Source organism: Streptomyces sp. LUP30, from assembly GCF_001746365.1.
Taxonomy (GTDB): Bacteria; Actinomycetota; Actinomycetes; order Streptomycetales; family Streptomycetaceae; genus Streptomyces.
The window spans coordinates 1-24,326 of record NZ_MJAJ01000035.1; the positions used below are offsets into that span (position 1 = coordinate 1).

The 24,326-nt window shown below is 73.6% G+C and carries 23 protein-coding genes; 12 read left to right on the forward strand and 11 right to left on the reverse strand.

Annotation, left to right across the window (positions count from 1 at the left end):
• Window positions 1-1,312, forward strand: a 1,312-nt coding sequence (locus BG482_RS25610) for a zinc ribbon domain-containing protein (RefSeq protein WP_176741460.1), incomplete at its 5' end; no start/stop codon positions are given.
• Between the two features lie 298 nt (window positions 1,313-1,610).
• Here the strand turns inward: BG482_RS25610 and BG482_RS25615 are convergent.
• Both BG482_RS25615 and BG482_RS25620 read right to left on the reverse strand, forming a co-directional pair.
• Window positions 1,611-2,906 (reverse strand): LCP family protein, encoded by a 1,296-nt coding sequence (locus BG482_RS25615; protein ID WP_069771494.1) that lies wholly within the window; start codon window positions 2,904-2,906, stop codon window positions 1,611-1,613.
• A gap of 370 nt (window positions 2,907-3,276) precedes the next feature.
• Window positions 3,277-4,986 carry a lysyl oxidase family protein gene (locus tag BG482_RS25620; protein WP_069771495.1) on the reverse strand — a complete coding sequence of 570 codons (1,710 nt, stop codon included), beginning with the start codon at window positions 4,984-4,986 and terminating at the stop codon, window positions 3,277-3,279.
• Between the two features lie 249 nt (window positions 4,987-5,235).
• Between BG482_RS25620 and BG482_RS25625 the strand changes: the two genes are divergently transcribed.
• The 3 genes from BG482_RS25625 to BG482_RS25635 all read left to right on the forward strand — a co-directional run bounded on the left by BG482_RS25625 (window position 5,236) and on the right by BG482_RS25635 (window position 7,707).
• Entirely contained in the window at window positions 5,236-5,769 is a 534-nt protein-coding gene (locus BG482_RS25625; protein ID WP_079142144.1) for a GNAT family N-acetyltransferase, read from the forward strand.
• Between the two features lie 4 nt (window positions 5,770-5,773).
• Entirely contained in the window at window positions 5,774-6,757 is a 984-nt protein-coding gene (locus BG482_RS25630; protein WP_069771496.1) for a glycoside hydrolase family 26 protein, read from the forward strand.
• A 62-nt stretch (window positions 6,758-6,819) separates the two neighbouring features.
• Window positions 6,820-7,707: a M23 family metallopeptidase gene (locus tag BG482_RS25635; protein WP_079142146.1), complete on the forward strand. Its 888-nt coding sequence runs from the start codon at window positions 6,820-6,822 to the stop codon at window positions 7,705-7,707.
• Here the strand turns inward: BG482_RS25635 and BG482_RS25640 are convergent.
• The gene (locus BG482_RS25640) at window positions 7,690-8,181 is read right to left on the reverse strand and encodes a hypothetical protein (protein ID WP_069771497.1); all 492 of its coding nucleotides are present in this window, start codon (window positions 8,179-8,181) and stop codon (window positions 7,690-7,692) included. The genes BG482_RS25635 and BG482_RS25640 overlap by 18 nt on opposite strands.
• 183 nt (window positions 8,182-8,364) lie before the next feature.
• On the opposite strand from BG482_RS25640, the gene BG482_RS25645 reads away from it, so the two are divergent.
• On the forward strand, window positions 8,365-8,904 hold the full coding sequence (locus tag BG482_RS25645; RefSeq protein ID WP_069771498.1) for a hypothetical protein: 540 nt from the start codon (window positions 8,365-8,367) through the stop codon (window positions 8,902-8,904).
• A gap of 52 nt (window positions 8,905-8,956) precedes the next feature.
• Here the strand turns inward: BG482_RS25645 and BG482_RS25650 are convergent, their stop codons facing one another.
• On the reverse strand, window positions 8,957-9,661 hold the full coding sequence (locus BG482_RS25650; protein ID WP_176741462.1) for a DUF6445 family protein: 705 nt from the start codon (window positions 9,659-9,661) through the stop codon (window positions 8,957-8,959).
• 290 nt (window positions 9,662-9,951) lie between these two features.
• On the opposite strand from BG482_RS25650, the gene BG482_RS25655 reads away from it, so the two are divergent.
• Window positions 9,952-10,203 carry a hypothetical protein gene (locus BG482_RS25655; protein WP_141746661.1) on the forward strand — a complete coding sequence of 84 codons (252 nt, stop codon included), beginning with the start codon at window positions 9,952-9,954 and terminating at the stop codon, window positions 10,201-10,203.
• Here the strand turns inward: BG482_RS25655 and BG482_RS25660 are convergent.
• A complete protein-coding gene (locus BG482_RS25660) occupies window positions 10,200-10,895 on the reverse strand; it encodes an MOSC domain-containing protein (RefSeq protein WP_069771500.1) in 696 nt (231 codons plus the stop codon). The two genes, BG482_RS25655 and BG482_RS25660, sit on opposite strands and share 4 nt — an antisense overlap.
• Before the next feature lie 254 nt (window positions 10,896-11,149).
• Here BG482_RS25660 and BG482_RS25665 point away from each other — a divergent pair, with 254 nt between their 5' ends.
• A complete protein-coding gene (locus BG482_RS25665) occupies window positions 11,150-11,878 on the forward strand; it encodes a DUF4142 domain-containing protein (protein WP_069771556.1) in 729 nt (242 codons plus the stop codon).
• Window positions 11,879-11,909: 31 nt separating this feature from the next.
• Here BG482_RS25665 and BG482_RS25670 read toward each other — a convergent pair whose 3' ends face one another.
• The gene (locus tag BG482_RS25670; protein ID WP_079142162.1) at window positions 11,910-13,556 is read right to left on the reverse strand and encodes a glycoside hydrolase family 13 protein; all 1,647 of its coding nucleotides are present in this window, start codon (window positions 13,554-13,556) and stop codon (window positions 11,910-11,912) included.
• Window positions 13,557-13,810: 254 nt separating this feature from the next.
• Between BG482_RS25670 and BG482_RS25675 the strand changes: the two genes are divergently transcribed.
• Window positions 13,811-14,779, forward strand: coding sequence for an LAETG motif-containing sortase-dependent surface protein (locus BG482_RS25675; RefSeq protein WP_069771501.1), 969 nt, complete (start codon window positions 13,811-13,813; stop codon window positions 14,777-14,779).
• A gap of 34 nt (window positions 14,780-14,813) precedes the next feature.
• On the opposite strand, the gene BG482_RS25680 is transcribed toward BG482_RS25675, so the two are convergent.
• Together BG482_RS25680 and thrS are read right to left on the reverse strand one after the other, a co-directional pair.
• A complete protein-coding gene (locus BG482_RS25680) occupies window positions 14,814-15,776 on the reverse strand; it encodes a nucleoside hydrolase (RefSeq protein ID WP_069771502.1) in 963 nt (320 codons plus the stop codon).
• Window positions 15,777-15,812: 36 nt separating this feature from the next.
• On the reverse strand, window positions 15,813-17,066 hold the full coding sequence (gene thrS, locus BG482_RS25685; protein WP_079142148.1) for a threonine--tRNA ligase: 1,254 nt from the start codon (window positions 17,064-17,066) through the stop codon (window positions 15,813-15,815).
• 318 nt (window positions 17,067-17,384) lie between these two features.
• Here thrS and BG482_RS25690 point away from each other — a divergent pair, with 318 nt between their 5' ends.
• Entirely contained in the window at window positions 17,385-18,155 is a 771-nt protein-coding gene (locus BG482_RS25690) for a hypothetical protein (protein WP_069771503.1), read from the forward strand.
• A 94-nt stretch (window positions 18,156-18,249) separates the two neighbouring features.
• On the opposite strand, the gene BG482_RS25695 is transcribed toward BG482_RS25690, so the two are convergent.
• Both BG482_RS25695 and BG482_RS25700 read right to left on the reverse strand, forming a co-directional pair.
• A complete protein-coding gene (locus BG482_RS25695) occupies window positions 18,250-18,966 on the reverse strand; it encodes a GAF and ANTAR domain-containing protein (RefSeq protein WP_069771504.1) in 717 nt (238 codons plus the stop codon).
• A 199-nt stretch (window positions 18,967-19,165) separates the two neighbouring features.
• Window positions 19,166-20,509, reverse strand: a complete 1,344-nt coding sequence (locus tag BG482_RS25700; protein WP_069771505.1) for a helix-turn-helix transcriptional regulator — start codon at window positions 20,507-20,509, stop codon at window positions 19,166-19,168.
• 129 nt (window positions 20,510-20,638) lie between these two features.
• Between BG482_RS25700 and BG482_RS44125 the strand changes: the two genes are divergently transcribed.
• Complete coding sequence (locus BG482_RS44125) at window positions 20,639-20,809, forward strand: hypothetical protein (RefSeq protein ID WP_176741459.1); 171 nt, start codon at window positions 20,639-20,641, stop codon at window positions 20,807-20,809.
• A gap of 52 nt (window positions 20,810-20,861) precedes the next feature.
• On the opposite strand, the gene BG482_RS25705 is transcribed toward BG482_RS44125, so the two are convergent.
• Complete coding sequence (locus BG482_RS25705; protein WP_069771559.1) at window positions 20,862-22,181, reverse strand: hypothetical protein; 1,320 nt, start codon at window positions 22,179-22,181, stop codon at window positions 20,862-20,864.
• Between the two features lie 376 nt (window positions 22,182-22,557).
• Here BG482_RS25705 and BG482_RS25710 point away from each other — a divergent pair, with 376 nt between their 5' ends.
• On the forward strand, window positions 22,558-23,004 hold the full coding sequence (locus BG482_RS25710) for a hypothetical protein (RefSeq protein WP_069771506.1): 447 nt from the start codon (window positions 22,558-22,560) through the stop codon (window positions 23,002-23,004).
• 390 nt (window positions 23,005-23,394) lie between these two features.
• Window positions 23,395-24,303, forward strand: coding sequence for a hypothetical protein (locus BG482_RS25715; protein ID WP_069771507.1), 909 nt, complete (start codon window positions 23,395-23,397; stop codon window positions 24,301-24,303).
• The last annotated feature ends 23 nt before the right edge of the window (window positions 24,304-24,326 follow it).

The following is a 24,326-nucleotide window of genomic DNA, read 5'->3' on the forward strand; positions in this document are numbered from 1 at the left end:
CACGACGCCCGGCGCCGGAGCCGGGCGCCGGTCCGGGGAAGCAGCGCACGAGCCGTCCCCGTCCCGGGCCGCGACGGACGCTCCCACGACGGACGCCGGCCACACCCGCGGCGACCGTCCCACCGCCGATTCCACCGGCGCCACCGGCGCCACCGATGCCAACGACGACGAGGACACCGCGGAGAACCCTCTCCCGCCCGTCCCGCCGGAGGACGGCACGACGACCGCGGCGGACGGCGCCCCGCTCCCCGGCCCCGCTGCCACGCCCCCCGCCTCCCCCACCCCGTCGGCCCCGTCGGGAGCGTCCGCCCCCGCGCCCGACGCGACCGCGCCCACCGTGCCCGTCCCGGCGGCGACACCCGCCGGGCCCGCCCACCCCGACCCCACACCCGCACCCGCACCCGACCTGGGCGACACGATGGCGGCGCGCGCCCGCTCCCTGCTCGTCCCCGTCGCGGACGCCGAACCGCGCCCCGCCGCGCCCCCGTCCGTCGCCCCGGTCCTGCCGGGCAGGCCCGTCGCGGACCGGCCGCAGGTCCGCGCCCCCGGTCCGGTCCAGGGCGAGCAGCACGGCGTCGCCTGCCCGTGGTGCGCCACCCCCAACAACCCCGACCGGCACTTCTGCGTGCGCTGCGCGATGCCGATGACCCTGGAGGACCGCTCCTCCGTCCGCCTCCCCTGGTGGCGCCGCCTGTTCAACCGCAACGGCGAGACCCCCTGGGCCGGCGACCGCCCGCGCCTGCGCCGTACGTTCGACCGCGTCATGACCTGGGTCCTGGCGGCCGTCGTCCTCACCCTGTTGATCGTCGCCGGGGTGAACACGCCCGCGGCGGTCCAGGCCACCCGCGACCACTTCTCCAAGCGCGCCCCGGTTCCCCCGGACTCGGTCGCCGCGTCGCGGTCCTACCCCGGGCACAAGCCGGAGCTGGCCTTCGACAAGATCAACAACACCTGGTGGGGTCCGGGCGTCTCGCAGTCGGGCGAGGGCGAGTGGATCGAGGCCCGTTTCGCCGAGCCCACCCGCCTGCTGGACGTGATCATCACCTCCGGCACCTCCACCCGCCCCGACCAGCTCAGCGAGTCCGCGCTCCCGCACCGCATCAAGGCGACGATCACCCTGAAGGACGGCACGAAGACGACCCGCGAACTCACCCTCGATCAGAGCGCGGGCGGCCAGCGGCGCGCCTTCCGCGTCGGTGAGGTGACGAAGGTCCGCTTCACGATCGAGTCCTCGTACTCGGTCTCCGGGAGCAAGCAGGTGTCCATAGCCGAGATCGAGTTCTTCGGACGCTCCAGCGCGGGCTCGTCCTGACGCGTGTACGGCGGGAGTGGACGCTTCCCCTCCCGCCGTACACGGCCCTGTTCCCGTCGTGCTGTCCGCCCCGGTGAGCGGACAGCACGAAAGAGTCCCACCCCGTGTACGGGATGGGACTCTTTCTTCGCGGAGCGCCGGGCAGGCCTTGCACCTGCATCTCCCCGCAGGAAGCGGGGCGTCTTTCCTTGGACCACCAACGCAGAGGTCGTTCACCGTTTTTCGTTCCGGTGACCGGCTCAAGATCAAGCTTACCCCATTTCCGGGGCCTTGTTGACCAGGAACGACCGCTCGATGATCAGGCGACGTCCTCGACCTTCAGCTCCGGTCCGACGACCAGGGTGACCGCCCCCGCGGCGGCCGAACCGTCCGCCGTGGCCCGCAGACCGGGCAGCCGGGAGGCGAGAACGGCGGCCTGGCTCTCGAGGCCCGCGGGATAGGTCACCGTCGTCCTGGCGGCCGTGCCGCCGGGCGCGTTGCCCGTGCCGACGACGGTGTAGCCCGCGCTCCTCAGCTTCTCGGCGACGGACGCGGCGCGTCCGGAGACGCCGGTGCCGTTGAGGACCCGGATCTTCACGGACGAGGCGTACACCACGTTCTTCTTCGACGCCTCCAACTGCGCCTTGGTGATCTCCTTGTCCTTGGCCAGCGCGGTGAACAGGTCGGCCGCCTGCGGGTACTGCCAGACGACGTTGGCCTTGTCGGTGGGCTGGTCCGCCACCCGCCCGTAGTTGGGGACGGTGAGGAAGCCGAGACGGTCGCTCGGTATCCCCTTGAGTTCGTCGGCCAGCCCGTACAGCGGCTGGATGCCCGCCATGTCGGGGTCGGTCGTCAGGGACTTGGTGATCGACTGCAGGAAGCCGTACATCGCGTCCGGGCTGCCGAGCTTGGACTTGGCCTTCTTGGCCAGGGCGTCCATGAACTCCTGCTGGCGGCCGATGCGGCCGATGTCGGAGCCGTCGCCCACGCTGTAGCGGGTGCGGACGTATCCGAGCGCCTTCTCGCCCTTGACCGTCTGGCAGCCCGCCTCCAGGTCCAGGTGGGCCTTCTTGTCGTGGATGGCCTCCTTCGGGCAGACCTCTATGCCCTCCAGCGCGTCCACCATGCCCTTGAACCCGGAGAAGTCGACCGTCATGAAGTGGTCGATGCGCAGGCCGGTGTTGGACTCGACGGTCTTGATGGTGCAGGCGGCCGCCTCGGCGACCTTCCCGTTGCTGCCGCCGATCGCGAACGCCTCGTTGATCTTGAAGTGGTGCGGCGAGGACGAACTGCCGTCACCCTTCTCGCAGCCGGGTATCTCCACCCAGGAGTCCCGCGGGAAGGACACCACCGAGGCCCACTTACGGTCGGCCGGAATGTGCAGCACCATCAGCGTGTCCGACTGCATGGTGGTCAGGTCCTTGCCGTACTTGGCGTTCGCGCCCTCACGGGTGTCGGAACCGACGATCATGATGTTCTTCGAGCCGGGGCTGAGGTTCACCGGCCGGTCGGCGCCCAGCTTGTCGTCCACGTCGGCGGACTTGATGTTGTTGTTGAGGTCGTAGTAGATCCACGCACCGGCCCCGCCGGCTCCCACGAGGACGAGGCACGTCACGCCCGCGCTCCACGCGACGACCCGTCCGCGCCGGGTGAGCCGCGTCCCGCCGGGCCTGGAGCCGGCCGCCGTGCCGCCGCTCCCCCATCCGCCGGCAGCCCCCGCCGGAGTACGTCCACGCCTTCTCGATCCGCCCACCGGCGCTCGCCCCCTCCGCTTCGGCCGTTTCACCCCGTACACCGTGCTCGGTCGTCGGCGTCGGTCGTCCCCGAACGTCGGAACCCTACAGCTGCCTAGGAATACGTCCGAGAAGCACTGGCGACTCACAAGACCACCGGAAGCTCGGGTTGGTTGCCCCGCGCCCGGCGATGTGACAGACGTCCTGTCACATCGCCGGGCCGGACCGGGAGGGTCCGGCGGGGCGGGCCGGTTACGGCGCGTCGACCAGGTCGACCGGCGGGACCTTCACCGTGCGGGCGCCCTGGGTGCCGCCCAGGACGACCTTGCGCAGGGAGACGTTGTTCTTGGTGTCGGTCTCCTGCAAACGGTTCGCCGGGTTGGCGATGACCTGGATGTAGTAGGTGCCGTTGGGGAGGCCGGTGATGTCGAAGGACTGCCCGGGACGGTACTGGGTGTACGTGTCACCGGAACCGACGTCGAGGACCTCGCGCACGGAGATGGAGTTCTGCTCGCCGCAGGCGGTCGACAGATCGGTGTTGTTCGGGTGCCAGTTGGCGTTCTTCACCGTGTAGTCGATCGCGTCCGTGTTGGCGAGACAGAACGCCTCCTTGCCGCTCTTGACGATCTCGTGCTGGTCGGCGGCGAGCAGCCGGTAGCTGGCGAAGTCCGTGAAGTGCCAGTGCTCGTGGCCGGTGCGCGGGTCCCACTCCATGGTGCCGGCGGGCGCGTAGCCGACCTGCTTGCCCTTGGCGTCGTAGAAGTACTGGTAGGAGTCCATGAGTTCGGCGCCCGGCTTGCGGAATCCGTCCACGACGAGGGGGGCCGGGCCGGCGTTCCAGACGTTGGCGCTGAAGGCGAGGTAGTCCTTGCCGGGTGCATCGCCGTCCTCGCCGTCGGTGACGGCGATGTCCCAGGCCGGCAGCGAACGCAGGTCGGGCTTGGGCACGTTGGCGGGAGCGCCCGCCCGTCCGGTGGGCCGCGCGGCGGCGGCCTTCAGCGCCGGCGCGATCCGGGAGCCGTCGGTGTGACCGGCGCCGTCGCCCAGGTGGGCGAGACCTCGGGACTCCAGGGCGTGGGAGAGCGCGGACGGGGTGGGGGCGTCGGCGCCACGGGGGCCGTGGTGGTGACCGGCGGCCATGCCCGTCATGCCCTCCATGCCCTCCATCCCGGCCATGTCGTGGCCGCCGCCGTGGGCGGTGTGGTCGCCGGACGGCGTCGAGGAACGCAGGCCGACGCCCCCGCCCTCGCCGCCGGTCACCTGTCGCACCGTCACCTTGATGGTCGGCTGGTCGTTCGGGATGCCGAAGAGGTCGCGGTACTTCTTGGCGACCGACACCTTGGCCGTGTACTCGCCCGGGGCGAGGTCCACCGGGGCGTCGTAGTCGACGGTGCTGGAGTTGGACGCCCAGCCCTTCTCGACGCCCCAGACGGAGCCGAGCGTGAAGGGGTTCGTGGAGCAGCTCTCCGGATAGTGCGACGTGGCCGGGGCGTCCGGACGCAGTCGCCCCGAGGCGTTGTTGGGACAGAAGGCGCCCTGCGTCTTGCGCACCTCCACCCCGGCCGCGTTCTTGATGGACACCTCCAGGAAGCCGGTCAGCCCGCTGAAGTCCTTGACGGTGCCCGCCGGCAGCGTCCTCGTCGTCGTCTTCGTCCCGTTGCGCAGGATCTGCGTGGCGACGACGGGGTCCTTGTACGACTTGCGGGTCACCTTGAGCTCCAGCGGAGCGTTGTCGACGGTGACGTACGTGCCGAGGTCGAGGTAGACGCCGGAGTTCCCCTCGTACCGGTCGAGGATCACGGACTTCGACGCGGCGATCAGTTTGAGCTGCGGCTTGCCCGGCGTGCTCGCGACCGCCGCGTCGGCGCCGGGAGCTGCCCCGGCGACGGTGACGACGGTGAGCGCGGCCCCCGCGGCGAACGCCGCACGCGTAAGGCCCTTGCGATGGTGCTGTCTGGTCATCGGTTCCTCGTCTGCGAGTGCCATGGTCGGTGGCATCGGACTGGACAGCCCACACCCCGGCCGCCTTGCAGACGCACCCCCACGCGCCGAGCCGGACCTGTGAGCACCCTGTGAGAGGCCCAAATGGCCTTGCGGGGTTGCCTGTTGACAGGACAAGAAGCCAAATCCCCGCGCCGGGGGCAGCGGGACCGGACGCGGTCGCCGCCGGCCCCGACGAGCGCCGCCGTCCACCGCCGTAGCATCTGCGCCATGGCGGACTGGGAGATCCGAGCGGCCACGGCGGACGACGTCGAGCCCGTTGCGGAGGTGCGGGCGGTGGCGATGCGGGCCGATCTGGAGCGGCTCGGGCGCTACGACGAGCACCGTGTGCGGCAGCGGCTGCGTGACGCGTTCGTGCCCGCGCACACCTGGATCGTCGAGCTCGACGGCGTCCTCGCCGGGTGTGTGGCCCTGCGTCCGGAAGACGACGCGCACTGGCTGGAGCACTTTTATCTGGCCCCGCGTGCCCAGGGGCGCGGCATCGGCACCGCCGTGCTGCGGGAGGTGGTGGAGAGCGCCGACCGCGCGGGTCGGCGTCTGCGTCTCGACGTCCTGCGCGGCAGCGCGGCCCGCCGGCTGTACGAACGGCACGACTTCACGCTCGATCACGAGGACGCCGTGGACGTCTTCCTGGTCCGCGAGCCCCGTGACCGCCGCGCCGCTGCCGATGCCGGTGCCCGTACCCGGTCCGGGTGGTTCGGCGCCGGTTTCGGGACGGGAGAGGGAGCGACGGCCACATCATGAGCCGGTGCTCCGCTTCCTTCGCGCCCGACGGGCCCCGCTGACCGCGCTGTTCGCCGCTCTGGCGCTGCTCGCCGGACCCGCCTGCGTTCCGCTCGGGCGGGGCTCCGGGGCGCCGCCGGGAGCGTTCGGGGCGTACGTCGGGTACGACGACGCCGGGGTACGGCGGATCGCCGGGCTCGACGCGTGGCTGGGACCGGCCACGCCCCGGGTGGGCCACGCCTATCTGCCGGGGGACCGATGGAGCAACATCGAGGGGGCGCCCGGCTATCTGGAGCACTGGGCACGGTGGCGGCACGAGCGCGCCGACCGGATGTTCGTCCTGAACGTGCCGATGCTGGAGCGGACCGAGGAGCACGTGCCGGACGCCGTCGTGCGCGAGGAGCTGCGCAGGGGCGCGCGGGGCGACTACGACGGGCACTTCCGGGCGCTGGCCCGGCGGCTCGTCGGACTGGGGTTGCCGGACGCCGTGCTGGTGGTGGGGTGGGAGATGAACGGGGACACCTACACCCATCGCTGCGGGCCCGATCCGCGGGCCTGGCAGCGGTACTGGGTCCGGATCGTCGACGCCATGCGTTCCGTGGCCGGTCCGGCGGCGTTCCGGTTCGAGTTCACGCCCAGCCGCGGTCGGGACGCCGTCCCGTGGACCGCGTGCTATCCCGGCGACCGGCACGTCGACGTCGTCGGCATGGACGCCTACGACCAGCCCCACGGCATGTCCTTCGAGGAGCAGGTCGCCGAGCCGTACGGGCTCGCCGCGCACGTGCGGTTCGCGCGGGCCCACGGCAAGCCGGTGGCCTTTCCGGAGTGGGGTCTGTACCGCAACGGCGACGACCCCGACTACGTGCGCGGGATGCTGGACTGGTTCGCCGAACACCGGCCGCTGTACCAGACCATCAGCGACTACTGTCCGCACGGCGTGTGGCGCTGTGCCGGCAATCCGCGGTCCTCGGCCGTCTACCGGGCCCTGATCGCTGGTCCGTCCGGCTGAACCCGTCGTGCCGTGCGGCAGGGCGCGCGGACCGCACGCCGCGCCGGTCCGATGATCGCACGATGGGACGAGAACACCACGCGCGTCATCCGCGGACGCGGGCGCGCCTTCGCGCCGCGGTCGGGTCCGCCCTGCTCGCCCTCCTGCTGCTCGCCCTCGCCGTCGCGCCCGCCGGCGCCGAAGGGCGGGGGAGCGCCGGGAGCGCCGGGTTCCGCAAGGACGCCGCCCGCGCCGTCCGCGCGCACGAACAGGCCCGCGAACGGGTCGACCGGCTCCGCGAGGCCGACGCCCTGCCCACCCGGATCGAGGACGCCGAACGCCGCCGCCAGGCGCTGCGCTCCGAGCTGTGGGACCGGTTGCGGGCCGGGGCGAGGGAGACCGCCGACCCGGTCGCCGTCGATCCGTCCGGACGGCAGGGCCACTGCCCGTTCGGGGACCGCAGCCGCCCGCCCGAGCTGCGCGCCCGCCCCTGGACGGCCCCGGCCCGCCGCTACTGGCTGTCCGCCGGGTACGCCGCCCGGGGCTCCCGCTGGGCCCACCGGCACACCGGCCAGGACTTCGCCGTGGACTCCGGCACCCCGGTGTACGCCGTCGGCTCCGGCGTCGTCCGGATCACGACCTGCGGCGACGGCTTCGGCAACCAGGTCCTGGTCCGGCACGGCGACGGCTACTTCACCCAGTACGCCCATCTGTCCCGCATCGACGTGCGCAGGGGGCAGCGCGTGACCGCCGGGCAGCGCATCGGCCTCTCGGGCGCGACCGGCAACGTCACCGGCCCCCACCTGCACTTCGAGGTGCGGATCACCCCGTACGCCGGTTCCGCGGTACCACCCCTGCCCTGGCTGCGCCGCAAGGAGGTACAGGTGTCCGGGGACGCCGGTGACGCCCTGACCGCGGGGACGTCGGGCAGACGGGACCTTCGGAGACACGCCCTATCCCCGAGGCGGTGACGCGGCCGGCTCGTAGGTGGCCAGGGCCCAGATCACGAAGACGTCGAGCGCGATCTGGATGACCGCCCAGAACGGCGCGTACGGCAGGAAAAGGAACTGCAGGACCAGGCTCAGGGAGGCCAGCGCGATGCCGCTGACGCGGGCCCAGACGGCGCCCGTGAGCAGGCCCCAGCCGGTCGACGCGGCCACGACGCCCACGGCCAGCAGGACCCAGCCCCAGCCGATGAGGTTCATCTCGTAGACGTAACTGCCGATCCGCGCGTACACGTCGTCCCGGGCGATCGCCGCGATGCCCTGGAATGCGGCGAGGACACCGCTCACGAACATGATCACACCCGCGAAGACGACACCGCCGGCGGCCACCGCCCCGCCTCCCGGCCCGCCCGGGGGCCGGTCGGGCGGCGTGCCGGTGCCCTGGTGCGAGGGGTCCCACACCGGGGACCCCGACGGCTGTGCGTGCGGCTGGTCGCTCATGGCGTACCCCGTCCCTCGTCGTCCTCGGTCGTCCTCGGTCGTCCTCGCTCGACCATCCGTCCGGCCGGGGGACGCCACCACGGGGGTGTGCCGTTCGGGTGAGCCGGCATGCGGGCGCGGCGGTCCCGTCCTTCACTGGACACCGGGTCCGCACCCGGATCCGGTCAGCGACCTGGAGGAGAGATGGCAGCTCACCGCACCCGTCGGCAGAAGGGCGTGCTGGTGACGGCGGCCTGCGCGGCGGCGCTCCTCGGGGCCGCCGGGCTCACCGGCTGCTCCGGCGACGAGACCCCCTCGTCGGTGGCCAGCAAGGCCGCGTCCGCCGCGCAGTCGGTCGGCGCGCAGGCCACCGCGGCCGCGTCCTCGCTCGCCTCACTCGCCTCGCAGGCGTCGGAGGCGTACGCGTCGGCGACGGCGGAGGTGAACCGACGGTTCGACGAGATCAAGGGCGGGGTCGACGCCAGGGGCGACGTGAAGCTCGGCACGCCCGGCACCGACGGCGACCGCAGCACGGTCGAGGTCACGGCCGCCAACAGCACCGGTTCGACGAAGTCCTTCGCCGTCCAGGTCGACTTCGAGGACTCCGGCGGCGAACGGCTCGACACGGTCCTCGTGACGGTCTCCGACGTCCCGGCGGGCAAGACCGGAAAGGCCACCGCCCGCAGCAACCGAAAGCTGTCCGGCGAGGTGAGGACGGAGGCGGTCCGCGCGGTGCGCTACTGACCAGGACCGCCCCGGGAGCGAAGTGGACGGGCCGGTACGCCCGCACGGCGGGTCAGGCCATCCAGAAGAAGACGGCCGTCATCCGCTTCTCCTCCAGCGTCGTGCCGCAGTAACCGGTGGCGCTGTGCACGAGGTTGGCGTGGTAGAGGAGCAGCCGGTTGGGCTTGTGCGGCACCCGCACGTCCTCCTCGAAGGCGTCCGGCGCGACGAACCGCGTGCCGAGGGCCTCGACGAGGTTGTTGTGCGGCGCCTGGACGACGTTGCCGCCGAGCCGGCCGCCGGGCAGGGACTGCCGGTAGAAACTGGTCCCGCAGTCCTTGGGGACCGCCGGGTTGAGATACAGCACGGCCGCGTACCGGCACAGCGCCCGCGAGTCGGAGTGGGGACGCGGCGAACTCTCCCCCTCGCCCACGACCTGGACGCAGTTGTGGTTGAGGGTGCCGCCGCCGGGAGCCTGCTGCACCCACAGCCTGCGCGCCCCCGTCGCCTTCCTCACCAGCCCTTCCACGCGCTCGAGTTCGGCGGGCTCCAGCCCGGGCATGGTGCGCAGTCCCGGCCAGCTCTCCGAGGTGTAGGGGTGGCCCTCGACCCAGTCGTCCTTGGCGAGACACCGTTCCCGGATCGCCGTGACGTCCGCCTCGGGGAAGACGTCGTCGAGGACCCAGTAGTCACGGCCCTTGGTGGGCTTGCGGTAGGGCAGGACCGGGAGCGTGGCGGCAGCCCTCACGGGCTGGTGGGGCCGCTGTGGCATGGACATGCGGCGAATCTAGGCGGGGGTTCCGCCACGACTCGCCCTCCCGTTCGTCCGCACTCCTCCGCGAACTGGTCAACAGTTCGCCGGGCCGGTCAACGGTTCACCAACCGGGCAGGCCCCGGTGTTGCCCGCACGGATCGGCGAAGAGGTCGTCGGCGGTGACGGGGCGGCCTGACGGCTCCACCTCCGTGACGCGCCTCCTTCACGCCGTCCACACAAGAACTCCCGGAATTGTGGCCTCCATCACAGCATGTGGGGTCCGGGGCTGCTGAAGTGACCGGATGATCGGTCTCGTGATCCGCGTTCTCCCGTTCTGGGTGCGCGAACCCCTGCTCGTCGCCGTCGGCGTCCCCTTCAGCGGCCTCCTCTTCTATGCGGGCATCCGCGATCACGAGTGGATCGGGGTGGCCCTGGGCGCCGCCGTCGCCTTGTTCACCGCGGTCCGCGTGCACACCATCAACCGCGCCCTCAAGGCCCGCCGCCTGTCGAAGGCCGTCGAGGAGATGACGCGGACCGCGGGCGTGAAACGCATCGAGGGCATCTAGGCCTCGGCCGTGACCTCGTCGCCCACCGACACCCGGGCCGCCCGCCGCACCTCGAAGTAGGCGCCGAAGGCGAGGCCGCCGCCGTCCGCCCGGCGGTAGTCCGCGAGGGTGCGCAGGGGTTCCGGGCCGGAGCGCAGGCCGGTGCGCTGGTCGACCATGGTGACGGCGCAGCGGATCGTGACCTCGGTGAAGGCCAGTTCCGCGCCGCCGACGACGAGCCGGGCGGCGCCGTCCTCGGTGTGCGGGGCCTCCCAGCCGTCCACCACGAGGTTCGGGCGGAAGCGGTTCATCGGCAGGGGCGCGGCTCCGCGTGCGGCGACCCGCCTGTTCAGGGCGTCCAGGCTGGCCCGGGAGACGACGTGCAGGCGGCCGCCGTTGCCCGCCGGGCACCGGACCAGGGTGCTCGGGGCGCCCAGGACGTCGGTGAGCCAGGCATGCACGTCCGCGCTGTCCACCGGTACCGGCTCCCGGTGCGGGGCCCGCAAGGTCAGTTCGCCCCGGGTCAGTTCAGGCGTGATCACAGCGAGCGCGGGGTCGCCCCCCTGCCAGCGCAGGTCGCCCTTCTCGTCGGCGATCGCGTACGCGCGGTCGTGCGGCAGGCCCGCGCGGGTCAGCGTCGCCCCGGACAGCTCCGTCCCCGCGCATCCCTTCACCGGGTAGTACGTGATCCCGCTCAGTCTCGCGACCGTCATCCGTGGATCCCCCTCGTCTCCGTCGACCGCCCCTGCCGTCCTGCACACCCTCCGGCCCTCCGCCCTCCAGCCTTCCGGCTCTCCGGGGCACGGGGAGCTCTCTGGCCCTCCCTCAACTTTTCATGGATACCGGTGAGTCGGATCCGGTTCCCGGCCGTACTCCTGTGTGTCCGCCCCCACCGGGCACGGCACATCGACATAGCGGCGGAATCCCCGACCGGGCAGGAGGCACGGTGCCACTTTCGCGAAACATGATGGGAACCCTGTTCGTCGGCGGTGCGCTGACCCTGACGCTCAGCGCGCTCGCCTACCCATCGATGCTCGGACTTGACACCGTGTCGACCTCGACGGACCGGGTGATCGCCAACACCCAGTGGGGCCCGTTGACCGAGGGCGACCGGGACTTCGTGGTGAAGGTGCGGGCCGCCGGCCTGTGGGAGTACCCGTTGGGCCAGCTCGGGCTCCAGAAGAGCCAGACCCCGGCCGTTCGCACCGCCAGCAACCACCTGATCGACGGTCACGGAGCGCTGGACACCAGCTGCCGCAAGATCGCGCCGATGCTGAACATCACGCTGCCCAACGTCGCCAGCCCCCAGCAGGAGGGCTTCGTCACCCAGCTGAAGGCGGAGAGCGGCAAGCAGTTCGACGCCGACTTCGCCAACATCCTGCGCATGACGCACGGCTCGATCTTCAACACGATCGCCAAGATCCGGTCCACGACCAAGAACACGCTGGTCCGCGCGCTGGCCGACCAGGCCAACAACACCGTTCTGGACCACATCACGGTGATGGAGAAGACCGGTCTGGTCGACTTCGACACCACGCTGTTCAACCAGACCACGCCGCCGAAGCTGCCCAAGTCGGACCTGACCCCGCCGGTTCCGCCCGCCGGCCAGCCCATGATCGTCCTCACCCCGCCGCCGACCGCCACCTCCACCCCCCTGGACCTCAGCGCGGTCGTGGGCGGCAACGGCGCCCAGTAGGGGCGGGGCAGGAACAGCGACAGTGCCGGGGCTACGCCAGCCAGACCGTCGTGTCCGGGGGCAGCACACCGTCGTCGTCGAGGGGGACGCTGCTCAGCAGCACCTCGCCCGGCGGCGACGGCACGGACGCCTCGGACAGGTTGGTCACGCAGCGCCAGCCGTCATGGCGGGCGAAGGACAGCACGCCCGGCGGGGTCCGAGGCGCCCAGGTGAGCTCCTCGCCCTCCAGCAGCTTGCGCCTTAGCCGCAGGGCCGTGCGGTACAGCTCCAGGGTGGAGCCCGCCACGCCCTCCTGTGCCGCCACGGCGTACCGCGCGAAGTCCGGCGGCTGAGGCAGCCACGCGCCGGCCGCGCCGAAGCCGTACGACGGGCCCGTCGCCGTCCACGGCAACGGCACCCGGCAGCCGTCGCGGCCCTTGCGGACGCGGCCGCTGTGCTCCCACACCGGGTCCTGGAGCACCTCCACGGGCAGATCGGCCACCTCCGGCAGGCCAAGCTCCTCACCCTGGTAGAGGTACGAGGATCCCGGCAGCGCCAGCATCAGCAGCGTCGCCGCGCGGGCCCGTCGCAGACCGGCCTCCTCGTCGACGCGCGGGGCGCGGCCGCCCGAGAGGAGCCAGGCGTCGCCGTCCGCGCCCGGCGGGAGCATGAGGCGCGAGGCGTGCCGCACCACGTCGTGGTTGGACAGGACCCAGGTGGCCGAGGCGCCGACCTCCCGGGCCCCGGCCAGCGAGTCGGTGATGACCGCGCGGATCTCCTCCGCGTCCCAGCCGGCTTGCAGGTACTCGAAGTTGAAAGCCTGGTCGAGTTCGTCCGGGCGGGCGTAGAGCGCACGTCGCGCACCGGGCACCCAGGCCTCGGCCACGGCCGTGCGCGGCGGGGAGTAGGAGTCGAACAGGCGGCGCCAGTCGCGGTAGATCTCGTGGACCTCGTCGCGGTCGTAGAAGGGGTGGGCGCCCGGGGGCAGCCGGTGGAGGGCCTCCTCGCCGAACAGTTCCGGCGCGCCCAGGTCGCGCAGGGGCTCGGCGAGGTCCTTGGCGAGGGCGTGGGCCACGTCGACGCGGAAGCCGTCGACGCCCCGGTCGGACCAGAAGCGCAAGGTGGTGCAGAAGTCCTCGCGGACCTCCGCGTGGTCCCAGTTCAGGTCCGGCTGCTCGCGGGCGAAGAGGTGGAGGTACCACTGGCCGTCGGGGACGCGCTGCCAGGCGCTGCCGCCGAAGACGGACTGCCAGTCCGTGGGCGGGAGCGCCCCGGCCGGACCGCGCCCGTCGCGGAAGACGTAGCGCTCCCGGGCCGGGGAGCCGGGGCCGGCGGCCAGCGCCTCCTGGAACCAGACGTGCCGGTGGGAGGTGTGGTTGGGGACCACGTCGACGATCACCTTCAGGCCGAGGCGGTGGGCCTCGGTGACCAGTGCGTCGAAGTCCGCCAGGTCGCCCAGCCGGGGATCCACGTCCCGGTGGTCGGCGACGTCGTAGCCGCCGTCGGCGAGCTCGGAGGGATAGAAGGGGGAGAGCCAGAGGGCGTCCACGCCGAGGGCGGCCAGATGGGGCAGCCGGTCGGCGACGCCGCGCAGGTCACCGAGCCCGTCGCCGTCGGCGTCGGCGAAGCTGCGCGGATAGACCTGGTAGACGACGGCCTGGCGCCACCAGTCGGAGCGGTGGGAGGAGAAGTCGGTCACGAGGGAAAGCCTGTCCAGCTTGCCGGGAAAGTGAACGTCCAACCGTTCGGAGCTGATCGTTCCGCTCGTGGCGAAGGTGTGGCGGAAACTTGAACTCCCAGAGGTTTGAAGCAGGTTGACACGGGTCGGCCGTCCACACGACGATGGCCTCACACTGTGACGCCCGGGACCGAAGGGCCCAGTGCCTCTCCTGAGAATTCGACTGATCTGACCCATCAGTCTCACCCCTGGCACTCGCCAAGAATGGGATGCGCATGTCCATAGCGAGCCGAGTCACCGTACGCCGACTGCTGGGGACGGGCGCCGCTTCCCTCACCCTCTGCGCCGCCTCCGCGGCCGCCGCCTCGGGCGCCTTCGCCGGCACCGGGACGCCCGGCGGCGACGGCTGGAAGCCCGGCGGCCAGTACCAGCCGGGCACCGGCGCGGGCACCGAGACGGGGACCGACCGCTGCGAGTTCTCGCTCGACGGCACGCACTTCCAGGCCTCGGTCCGGGTCGACGACCAGACCCTGCGGCCCACCGAGGACGGCAAGGTCCACATCAAGGTCCGCGCCGCCGGCGACGCCTCGGCGTGCACCGCGTCCCTCGCCTCCTACCTCGCCCACGGGTCCAGCTTCCGCACCTCCGGCGAGCAGGTCTTCGTCGACTTCGACAGCGTGACGGTCAAGGCCGGCCAGACCGACGCCCTCGACATCGCGGTGCCCGACGCGGGCTGCTTCGCGCAGATCGACCTCTACCGGGGCGCGGTCAAGTTCGACGGCAAGACCGACGCGAAGGACGGCTTCGTCCACGGCGACCTGCCCAAGGGGCCGGACCGTCCCGTCATCAAGGACAAGCTGATCGCGGCCTGGAACGGCGGCACCAAGGACTGCGTCGTCACCGAGCAGCCGCCGCCCGCCACCCCGCCGGCGCCGTCGGGCAGCGCGTCCGGCACCCCCTCGGGCACGCCGTCGACCCCGGCGAGCACGCCGTCGGCCCCGTCGGACAGGGACACCGCCACGCCGTCGCCGTCCGCCTCCGACAGCGGCTCCCCGACCCCGGTCCCGTCTTCCTCCGAGTCGACCGCCGCCCCCGCCCCCACCCCCGACGGGGGCGGCGGCGGCCTCGCGGAGACGGGCGCCAGCAGCAAGACGCCCCTGATCGCGGGCGGCGCCGCGGCACTGCTCGCGGGCGGTGCGGCGATCGTCGTCGCCACCCGACGCCGCAAGGGCACCCGCGCCTGACGTCAGCGACGTCGATGCCGGTGGGGGGCGAGCGTCAGCCGCCCTCCACCGTCGTCAGCCACAGCTTCACGTAGCGCTCCACGTCCACGTCCAACGCCACGTCCACCAGGGTCTGTTCGCGCGCACCCTCGTGGATCTCGGACTCGCCGGGGCGCGGGCGGCGGTCGACGACCGTCTGACCGCGGGCCGGCCCGGGAGCGAGACTGACCTCCACCGGGAGAAGCTCGGTCGTCAGGCCCGCCGGGTCGGCCACCGCGCAGACCGCTCCCGCGTCGCCGAGACCGCCGGTCGGCGTGGGGTCGCCCGAGGTCGCCGGGTCGCGGTGGGCCAGCAGTTCGCCGGCCAGCCGCAGGCGCGGCTCCGGGCTCGCCCGCAGCCGCGCCACGTCCGCCGCGGGGACCAGGACCCGCTTGAACACGTCCAGCCCGTACATCGTGATCGGCACGCCCGCGGTGAGCAGGACCGCCGCCGCTTCCGGGTCGTGCCACACGTTGAACTCCGCCACCGGTGTGGCGTTCCCGGTCGTCACCGCGCCGCCCATGAACACGATCCGCTCGATGTTGCCGGTCACCTCCGGATGCGTGCGCAGCAGCAGGGCGATGTTCGTCAGGGGGGCGGTGGGGATCAGCGTGACCGGGCGCGGAGAGGCGAGGATCTCGCGGCGCAGCAGGGTCACCGCGTCGACGTCGACCGGACGGCGGGCCGGAGCCGGCAGGCCCAGGTCGCCCATGCCGTCGGCGCCGTGCACATGCCGGGCCACGCGCAGCGGCTCGATCAGCGGACGCTCGGCGCCGCGCGCGACCGGGACGTCCCCGGCGCCCGCCTGTTCCAGGACGGTCAGCGTGTTGCGGACCACCCCGTCCACGTCCGTGTTGCCCGCCACACAGGTCACCGCCCGCACGTCCAGGCCGGGGTGGCGCACGGCGAACAGCAGGGCCAGGGCGTCGTCGACGCCCGTGTCGCAGTCGATGATCACGGGAATGGGCTGCTCGGTCACCTGAGGACTCCTTCCGCACCACGGTCGTCCCCGACCCTATGCGGGCGCGTCCGACTCCCACAGCCGGACACCGCGCGCCGCCGCCCGCTCCCCGATCCGGCGGACCAGCTCTCCCACGGGCAGCGCGCCGGGCCGACGGCCGTCGCGCAGCCGGACGGCCGCCAGCCCGTCCGCCGCCTCACGCTCGCCGATCACCGCCTGGTACGGCGCTAGACGCGCGGCCCGGACCCTGGCCCCCAGGCTGCCCTGCTCCGGGCCCGCGAGCTCCGCCCGCAGTCCCGCCGCCACCGCCCGCCGCACCAGCTCCGCCGCCGGCTCCTCCTGTGCGCCCGACACCGGCAGCACCGCCAACTGGACGGGGGCCAGCCAGACCGGGAACGCGCCGCCGTGCTCCTCGACGAGATGCGCCACCGCCCGCTCCACACTGCCGATGACGCTGCGGTGCACCATCACCGGCCGGTGTCTCGCCCCGTCGGCGCCGACGTAGTGCAGGCCGAAGCGCTCGGGCTGGTGGAAGTCGATCTGCACGGTGGACAGGGTGGCCTCGCGCCCGGCGCGGTCGGTGATCTGCACGTCGATCTTGGGACCGTAGAACGCGGCCTCGCCCTCCGCCTCCTCGTACGCGATCCCCGAGCCGTCCAGGACCTCCCTGAGCAGGGCGGTCGCCCGTCGCCACAGCCCCGGGCCGGCCACGTACCTGCCGCCCTCGCCGGGGAGGGAGAGACGGTACCGGGAGGCACGGATCCCCAGGTCGGCGTAGGCGCTGCCGATCAGGTCGAGGGCGGCGCGGGCCTCCTCGACGGTCTGCTCCAGGGTGCAGAAGACATGCGCGTCGTTCAGCTGGATGGCCCGCACCCGGGTCAGACCGCCGAGCACGCCGGACGGCTCCGAGCGGTACATGCCGCCCAGCTCGGCGATGCGCAGCGGCAGCTCGCGGTAGCTGTGCGAGCGGGAACGGTAGATCAGGGCGTGGTGGGGGCAGAGGCTGGGCCGCAGCACGACCTGTTCGGCCCCCAGCTCCATGGGCGGGAACATGTCCTCGCTGTAGTGGTCCCAGTGGCCCGAGAGCTCGTAGAGCTCGCGTTTGCCGAGGACCGGCGAGTACACGTGCCGGTAGCCGGCGGCGCGCTCGGCCTGCCGTACGTACTCCTCCAGGGTGTGGCGGACGATCGCGCCGTCCGGCAGCCAGTAGGGCAGGCCGGCGCCCATCAGCGGGTCGGTGTCGAAGAGGCCGAGCTCGCGGCCCAGGCGGCGGTGATCGTGGTGGCGGTCGCGGTCGTGGTCGTTCACGGGGGGCTCCTCGCTCGCAGGGGGGCGAGGGACCGGGGAACGGCGAAGCCCCGGGGCGCTCGCCCCGGGGCTTCGGTCATCCAGTCGTGGATCAGCGCGCCGGGACGGTGTCCGGCGTCGTCGTGAGGGACGGCTGGGCGCGCTTCATGCCGGCGAAAGTAGCAACGGCGGCACGCGCCGCGCCAACCGTTTTCCCGCGCCGCCCACCCGCCCGCACCAACCCCGGTAACCCGTACGGACCGTCGCGCTGGTCGTCGGACGGCGCCGATGGTGCCGTGGGAGGACGCAGCCCGCGCGCACTCCTGGAGGCACCCCCCGATGACCCGTCGCACCCTCCTGGCCTCCACCGCCGTCGTCCTGGCCCTCACCACCGTCACCGGCTGCGCCACCCTCGGCCTGGAGCACCCGCCGACGGCCGCTCCGGCCCTGCCCACGGTCGAGCGGACGTCGGCCCGGCCCACCGCGCCGGCCGCCTCCTCCGCCCTCACCGACGCGCAGGCGCGGGCCTCCCTCATCACCGAGACCGACCTCGGCCCGCCCTGGACCCGGACCCGCGGCGCGGCCACCTGGCGGGACGGGATGCTCAAGGCGACCACGTCGACCGCCGAGTGCCAGAAGCTCCTCGACGACCTCTACGCCGACGAGCTGCTCGGCGGCCCCGCCCGTGCGGTCACCGCCCTGGACGACCCGGACACCGGCGCCCAGCTCCGCTACCAGCTCACCGGCCACCGCCCGGCGGACGTCGACCGCAGGCTGGCCTGGCTGAAGACGATGCCCCAGAAGTGCGCCCGGTTCGCGGCCGAGGCGACCGGCAAGACGGTGCTCGACGTGCAGGTCTCGGAGCTGCCCCTGCCGGAGGTGGGAGACGTCCGCCAGGGTCTGCGCGTGAAGGCGACGGTCCAGGTGAAGAACGGCGGCGACCCGACCGTCCTCACCCTGGACGTCGCCGCCGTGCGGGCCGGCCAGGACGCCTTCGCCCTCGTCGACGGCGGCCTGGGCGACGCCCCGAACGAGGCGACGCAGGCGGCGGTACAACTCGGCGTACGCCGACTGGCGGACGTCAGGAAGCAGCCCAAAGTCCAGGTCTGAACACCCCCGGCGGCAGGTCTGCCCCCCCCCGGCGGCCGGCGGAGCCGCGGCCCACGCGGCACAGACGGACGGCGCACGGACGGCGGACGGACGTTCACAGGGGCGGGGGCCGGTCGAAGCGGGTGTGGAGGGTGATCACCTCGTGGGCCACTTCGAGGACCGGGCAGCCCTGGGCGAAGGCGTGGCCGCGCAGCAGTGCGAGCGCCTCGTCCGCCGTGACGCCGAACTGCACCATGACCATGCCGGTCGCCTGGTACACCTCACCGTGGTCGGCGGCCAGCGGGCTGAGCCACCGGCCCGCGTCGTCCCGCCCGCCCCGGGGCAGCGACACCAGCGCCGACGTCACCACGTCGGCGACCTCCCGCGCCGTGCGCAGCTCGTCGGCGGCCAGCTCCCCGGGGACGGCCCGGTAGAGGTCGAGCGTGCCCACGCACACCGTGCGGTCGCCCAGCGGCAGCGCGTACACCGACCGCACCCCGGCGGCCGCCGCCTGCTGGGCGAAGACCGGCCACCGGCACGCGTCCCGGCGGGAGGACAGATCGCCGGCGCTGACCGGCGAACCCGTCGCGGCGGCCTCCAGACCGGGCCCGTCCCCCAGGGTGACCTCCAGCTCCATGACGTCGGCGGCCCGCTGCCCGCTCGCCCCCAGCGGCACGGACATCCCCTCTCCGCGCAGGGTCACGCCCACGTCGTCCACCGGCAGCAGCTTCACCACCGCGTCGCACAGCCGCTGCGGCACCTCCCGCGGGCCGGCGCCGCGCATCTCCCGGGCGATGACCTCGGCGACCCGGCTCCGTTCCTGGCCGCCCATGGTCCTCACCTCCGTGGCGGAGCGCGCCCACCTCCGACGGTCGGCCGGGTACCCCGTCACCGGCACGGGAACCGGCGGCGCGGACATGAGCAAGGGCGGGCATGGGCAGGGCGGACATGAGCAAGGGCGGGCATGGGCAGGGCGGACATGGGCAGGGCGGACATGGGCGGGGCGGACATGGGCGGGGGCCGGAAGCGCGCTACAGCGGCGGCTGGGCCGGGGCCGGACCCAGCGTCGTCGACCCCGGCGCCGTACGGTGCCCGAGACCTGTGCGGTACGCGTCCAGCGCCGCCTCGACCCGTCCCGTGCGCCGCAGCAGATCGCCCAGCATCCGGCACAGATCGGCGAGGTCGCCCGCCGCGCCCGCCCGCTCCAGCAGACTGAGCGCCCGCACGTAGTGCTCCTCGGCCGCCTCCGTGTCCCGCGCGTCCTCGGCGATGATGCCGAGCAGCCGGTGGGCGCCGGCCGAGTGCACGGCCCCCCGCTCGGAGGACAGGTCCCCCAGCACCCCGTGCAGCAGCGCGGCCGCCTCCTGGGACTTGCCCCTGCGGTGCAGCACGTCGGCCAGCTCGACGGCGACCTGACTGCTGTAGAGGGCGGCGCGCTGCGCGGAGTGCATGGCCTGCGCCTGCCTCAACTCGTCCTCCGCACGTTCCAGTTCGCCGTTCTGGGCGTAGACGTAGCCGCGCATCCAGTGGCAGTTGGCGAGCTCGGTGCGCAATTGGAGCTGACGGTAGAGCTCGGCGGCCTTGGCCAGCGAGGCGTCGGCCTCCGCGAGGCGGCCCTCGGCGAGGAGCGTCCGGGCCACCGACCGGTGCATCCGCGCCACGAGGGCCGGGTCGCCGACCCGGGGCGCGAGGGCGAGGGCGAACTCGGCCGCCTGGGCGGCGCGGGCCGCCGCCCCCATGTCCATGTACGGGCCGATGACGGAGGCGTACAGCAGCAGAAGCGCGTCGGGGTCGTGCAGCCCGCCCCGGTTGAGCTCGTCGAGGGTGGACTCCAGCAGGTAGACGGCGTAACGGAGTTCGCCGGCGAGGTAGTGGGCGACGGCCCGGCCGCGCAGGGCGGGGACGCGGGCCGTCAGCGGGGCGTCGGCGAGCCGCCGCTCGGCCCGCTCGAAGCAGCGCCGGGCCGTGTCCAGGTCTCCGGCGTCGATGCCGCACTCCCCGAGGCCGAGCAGCGCGGTGGCCTCTTCCGCGGCCAGCCCGTGCTCCTCGGCCTCCGCCAGGAGCACGGTGTACTGCCGGGTCGCCTCCTCTGCCTCCCCGGTGGCCAGCGCCCGCTGGGCCTCCGTGAGGCGCAGCCGCAGGTCGGTCACGAGCCGGGCGGGGCGGCCGGTGGCCAGTTCCTCGAAGTCGACGCCGAGCCGCTCGGCGATGTGCCTGAGCGCCTCGTCGGAGGGCCGCACCCGGCCGGCCTCCAGCGTGGAGACGTAGGCGGGGGTGTAGGTCGGCTCGGCCAACTGCCTCTGGGTGAGCCCTCGTTCGACGCGCAGGCGCTGCACCCGACGCCCGACGACCTCCGGTTCGTCCCGCTCTGCCACGCCGGTCCCCCAACTCGCCCTGTGCCTCTTGCCGTCGGACTGGCCCTGCCCCTAGGTTAAACAGCGAGTTAAGCACGCTTAACAGCTGGCTGACGTGAGTATCGCAGTCGCCGACGTTGCGAGGTAGCCGTGTCCGGACGCATCTCCGCACGCCCTTCCGCGCCCTGTGTCAGGGCCGTCGCCGCAGCCGTGCTGACCGTGACGGCGCTGATCACCGCGGCCAACGCGGGCCCGGCCACGGCCCCCGGCAGCGCTCCGCCCGCCCCCGTCGCCCGGCACGACACGGCGGAACGCCACTGACGCCCCTGACACCGGCGACGCCGCACCGGGACGCCCGGCCCGCGCCGCCGGGTCACCCCTGGGTCTGCAGCTGCCGCAGCTGTTCCTGGACGTGGTCCAGGGCGCCCTCGTGCCGGCCGGGCACCCGGCCGCGCAACCGGGCGAGCGCCGGCCCCAGCTCACGGGCGCTGGCCGCGCTGCCGATCCGCCCCCACTGGTGGTGCGCCCGGTCCACGGCCGCCTCCACGGCAGGCGCGTCCACCGGCTGACCGGCGTCCAGCCGTGCGGCGGCGACGGCCATCCAGATACGGCAGCTGCCCGCGGCGTCCCCCGCGAACATCGCCAGGTCCGCCCGCACCTCGGCCCAGTGCAGCGCCTCCTCGGAGCCGGCCCCCTGCGCCACCACGGCAGCCTGCTCCCACCGCGCGGCGAGGGCGTCGGCGTCCGCGTGCCGGCCGGACCGGACGGCGGCGGAGATGTCGGCGTGCGGATCGCCGCCCGGCGCCCCTCCCTGCTCCAGGGCCCGGGCGCCCCCGGAAACGGCCGGCGCCGGAACGGGCCGGGACGTGACAGGCGGAGACGGGGTGAGCGGAGACGGCGTGGTCACGGACCGGACGGGCACGGACTGGGCGGAGAAGGGCTGCACGGGCACGGACCGGACGGGCACGGACTGCACGGGCACGGACCGGACGGGGAAGGGCTGGGTGGGCAGGGGCGGGGCGGCGGGGTGGGAAGGCGGCGTCGGTGTCGCCTGGCCGGCGCGGGCGGGAATGACGAGGTCTCCCGTCTCCCCCTCGCCGGCGATCCGGGCCGTCGCCATCTGGTGCAGCCGGTCGAGCCCCGGCCGCCCCCCGCTGCGCAGTATCGTCGCCACCGCCTTCATGTACGAGGGCGCGGCGACCGTCCGTCGCCCGCGTCCGGCCGGCGGCGCGACCCTCCCGTACACGGTCACCGCGGGACCGCAGTCCAGGACGTTCCCCCGCAGCCACTCCCAGGTCTCCGCGTCCGCGTGCAGGTCCAGCAGCACCGTCGTGGCCCCGGCCGGCCGCAGCCGCAGCTCCTCCCGGAACCAGTGCCAGGGGAGCGCCGTGTACCGCACGGTGGACGGCGTGGTGCGCGCCAGCGCGAGATGCGGCAGCCGCTGGCGGCGGTCGAGCTGGAGCTGTCCGGCGACGTACACGGTCAGCGGCCCGGGCGCGGCCGCGGCGGCCCGCAGCCGGGTCAGCACGGCCTGCGGCTCCAGCGGATCGGCGAGCTCGACGACGTTCGCGGTGTCGGCGCCGGCCAGCACGGAGGGCGGCACGGCCGCCAGCACGGGGAGCACGGAGGCCGCGTCGACCAGACACCCCTTGCCCATGGGCGAGGCCGCGAGCAGCAGCACCGTTCCCGGCATGATCCCCTCTCGCATGGCCCCTCCCCCTGTCGATCACGTACGTCAGCACCGTAACCGCTGCTGCTGCAAAGAGGGGCCTCAGGACCGCAAACGTCCCCCTACGGGGCCTTCGTCGTCGTCCGCGGTCCCGTGCACGGCACGGCAGACCCGAGGACCGGGTCCACCGGGCCCTCCCGGCACTCCGGACGACGCGGAACTCGCCGGTGGCGCCGAAGTCGGCGCAGGTGACGGCCGCGAGCACGCGAGGTAGGCGAAACACGGGCGGACGGCCCCCGCATCCGGGCGTCCGCCCCGGGAATTCGGTCATCCGACTTGCCACGGCCGCGGCCGGGGTGTGACCTGGAAGCCGGGGGCGAGGAGAGAGAGGAGCGCTCTCATGGCTCATGCGGCACCGGCGTCGGGACTGCGGACCCCTTCCGCGCGAACCCGGACGCCCGACGTCTTCAGCGAACGGACCCACCGGATCGCGAGCTGGGCGACGGCCTCGGCACTGGGGCTCGTCTACGGCTACTGGGTCGCGGCCAACAACCGTTCCGGCGGCCCCATCACGGGCTGGAACATCCTGCTCGGGTTCGTGAGCGCGCTCGTGTTCGCGGCGCTGTGGACCGGCATCCACGCGCTCGCCCCCCAGATGCGGCGCGAGCTGCACGCCCTGCTGTGGGCGGCCTTCGCCGGCTGCGCCATGGGTTTCCTCTACGGCCAGACCGACGCGAGCGTCCTGCGCTCCGCGGGAATGGGGCTGACCATCGGAGCGGCCACCTTCGCCGTCCTGTTCTTCCGCTACTACACGCACGAGGACGCGGCGGGACACCGCATCCGCTGAACCCGGCGACCGCGCCACATGGGCCCCGGCGGTTCACGCCGGGGCCCATGCGTTCCCTCATCCCTCCACTCACCGGCCGACCGAGGACGATCAACTCCCGGCCGCCCGACGAGGTACCTGACGTCACGCCGTGCGCAGGAGCGGCCTCCCGACCTCTCCCCGCTCTCTCCGGGACCGGCCTTCTCCCCAAAACCAGGAAACACCCGTTCGGGTGAACCCTCCACCGGAGCAGGCGCGGACGGCCGGCCCCGGGGGCGTGCGGAGCGGCGGACGGGGCGAGCCCTGCGGGGCCGACGGGGCGGGGAGGCGGGCGAGCCCTGCGGGCCCGGACGCCACCCGTACGGCCGCGACGGGCTCGCGCCCCGCGCCCCGGGCCCGTTGCCTGGAGAGGTGTCCCCCAGCCTGCGGACCGCCCTCTCGGCCGTCCTCGTCGCCCTGTCCTGCCTGCTCGTGCCGTTCGGCGCGCTCGCGGCCTGGGCGGCGTACGGCCTCACCGACACCCGCGGCTACGTCACCGCGATGGCGCCGCTCGCCTCGGACCCCGCCGTGCGGGACGCCGTCGCCGACACGGTGGGCGACGGGGTGGCGCGCGAGGCCGGCATGAACCCCGTGTTCCTGCGGGACGCCGTCCGCTCGTTCACCGCGACCCGCGCGTACCGCACCGCCTGGGACGCCGGCAACACGGCCGCGCACACCGCGGTGATGAAGGCACTCCGCGACGACCGCGGCGACCGCGCCGACGGCCCGGTCACCGTGGACCTGGCGACCGTGACCGCCCCCCTCAAACGTCAGCTGACGGCCGATCACGTGCCCTTCGCCGAGCGGCTCCCCGTCGAGCACACCCGGGTGGCACTGCTCCCGTCCGACGACCTGGCCGCACTCCGGAAGGGTTACCGCGTGCTCGACGTCGCAGGTTTCTGGCTGCCCCTGGCCGCCGTCGCGTTCGGGGTCGCCGGCATCGCCGTCGCCGCCTGCCGTCGGCGGGCGATCACCGCGACCGCGCTCGGCACCGCCCTGGGCGGCGCGTTCCTGGGGCTCGCCGTCGCCGTCGGACGCCGACTGACCCTCTCCGACCTGCCCGACGAGGGCCGCCGTCCGGCCGCGGGCGCGGTCTACGACGCACTCACCGCCACCCTGCGCACGGCGTCCTGGCTGCTGCTCGCGCTCGGGCTGACGGTGGCGGCGGCGACCTGGCTCACCCACCCCCGCTCCCCGCTGATCCGCCGCCTGCGAGGCCGGCGAGCCCCCACGGCGCCGTCGCCCGCCCCGCCCGCGGAGCCGAGGCGAATCCGAGCCTGACACCGCCCGTCCCGCCGGAGCCG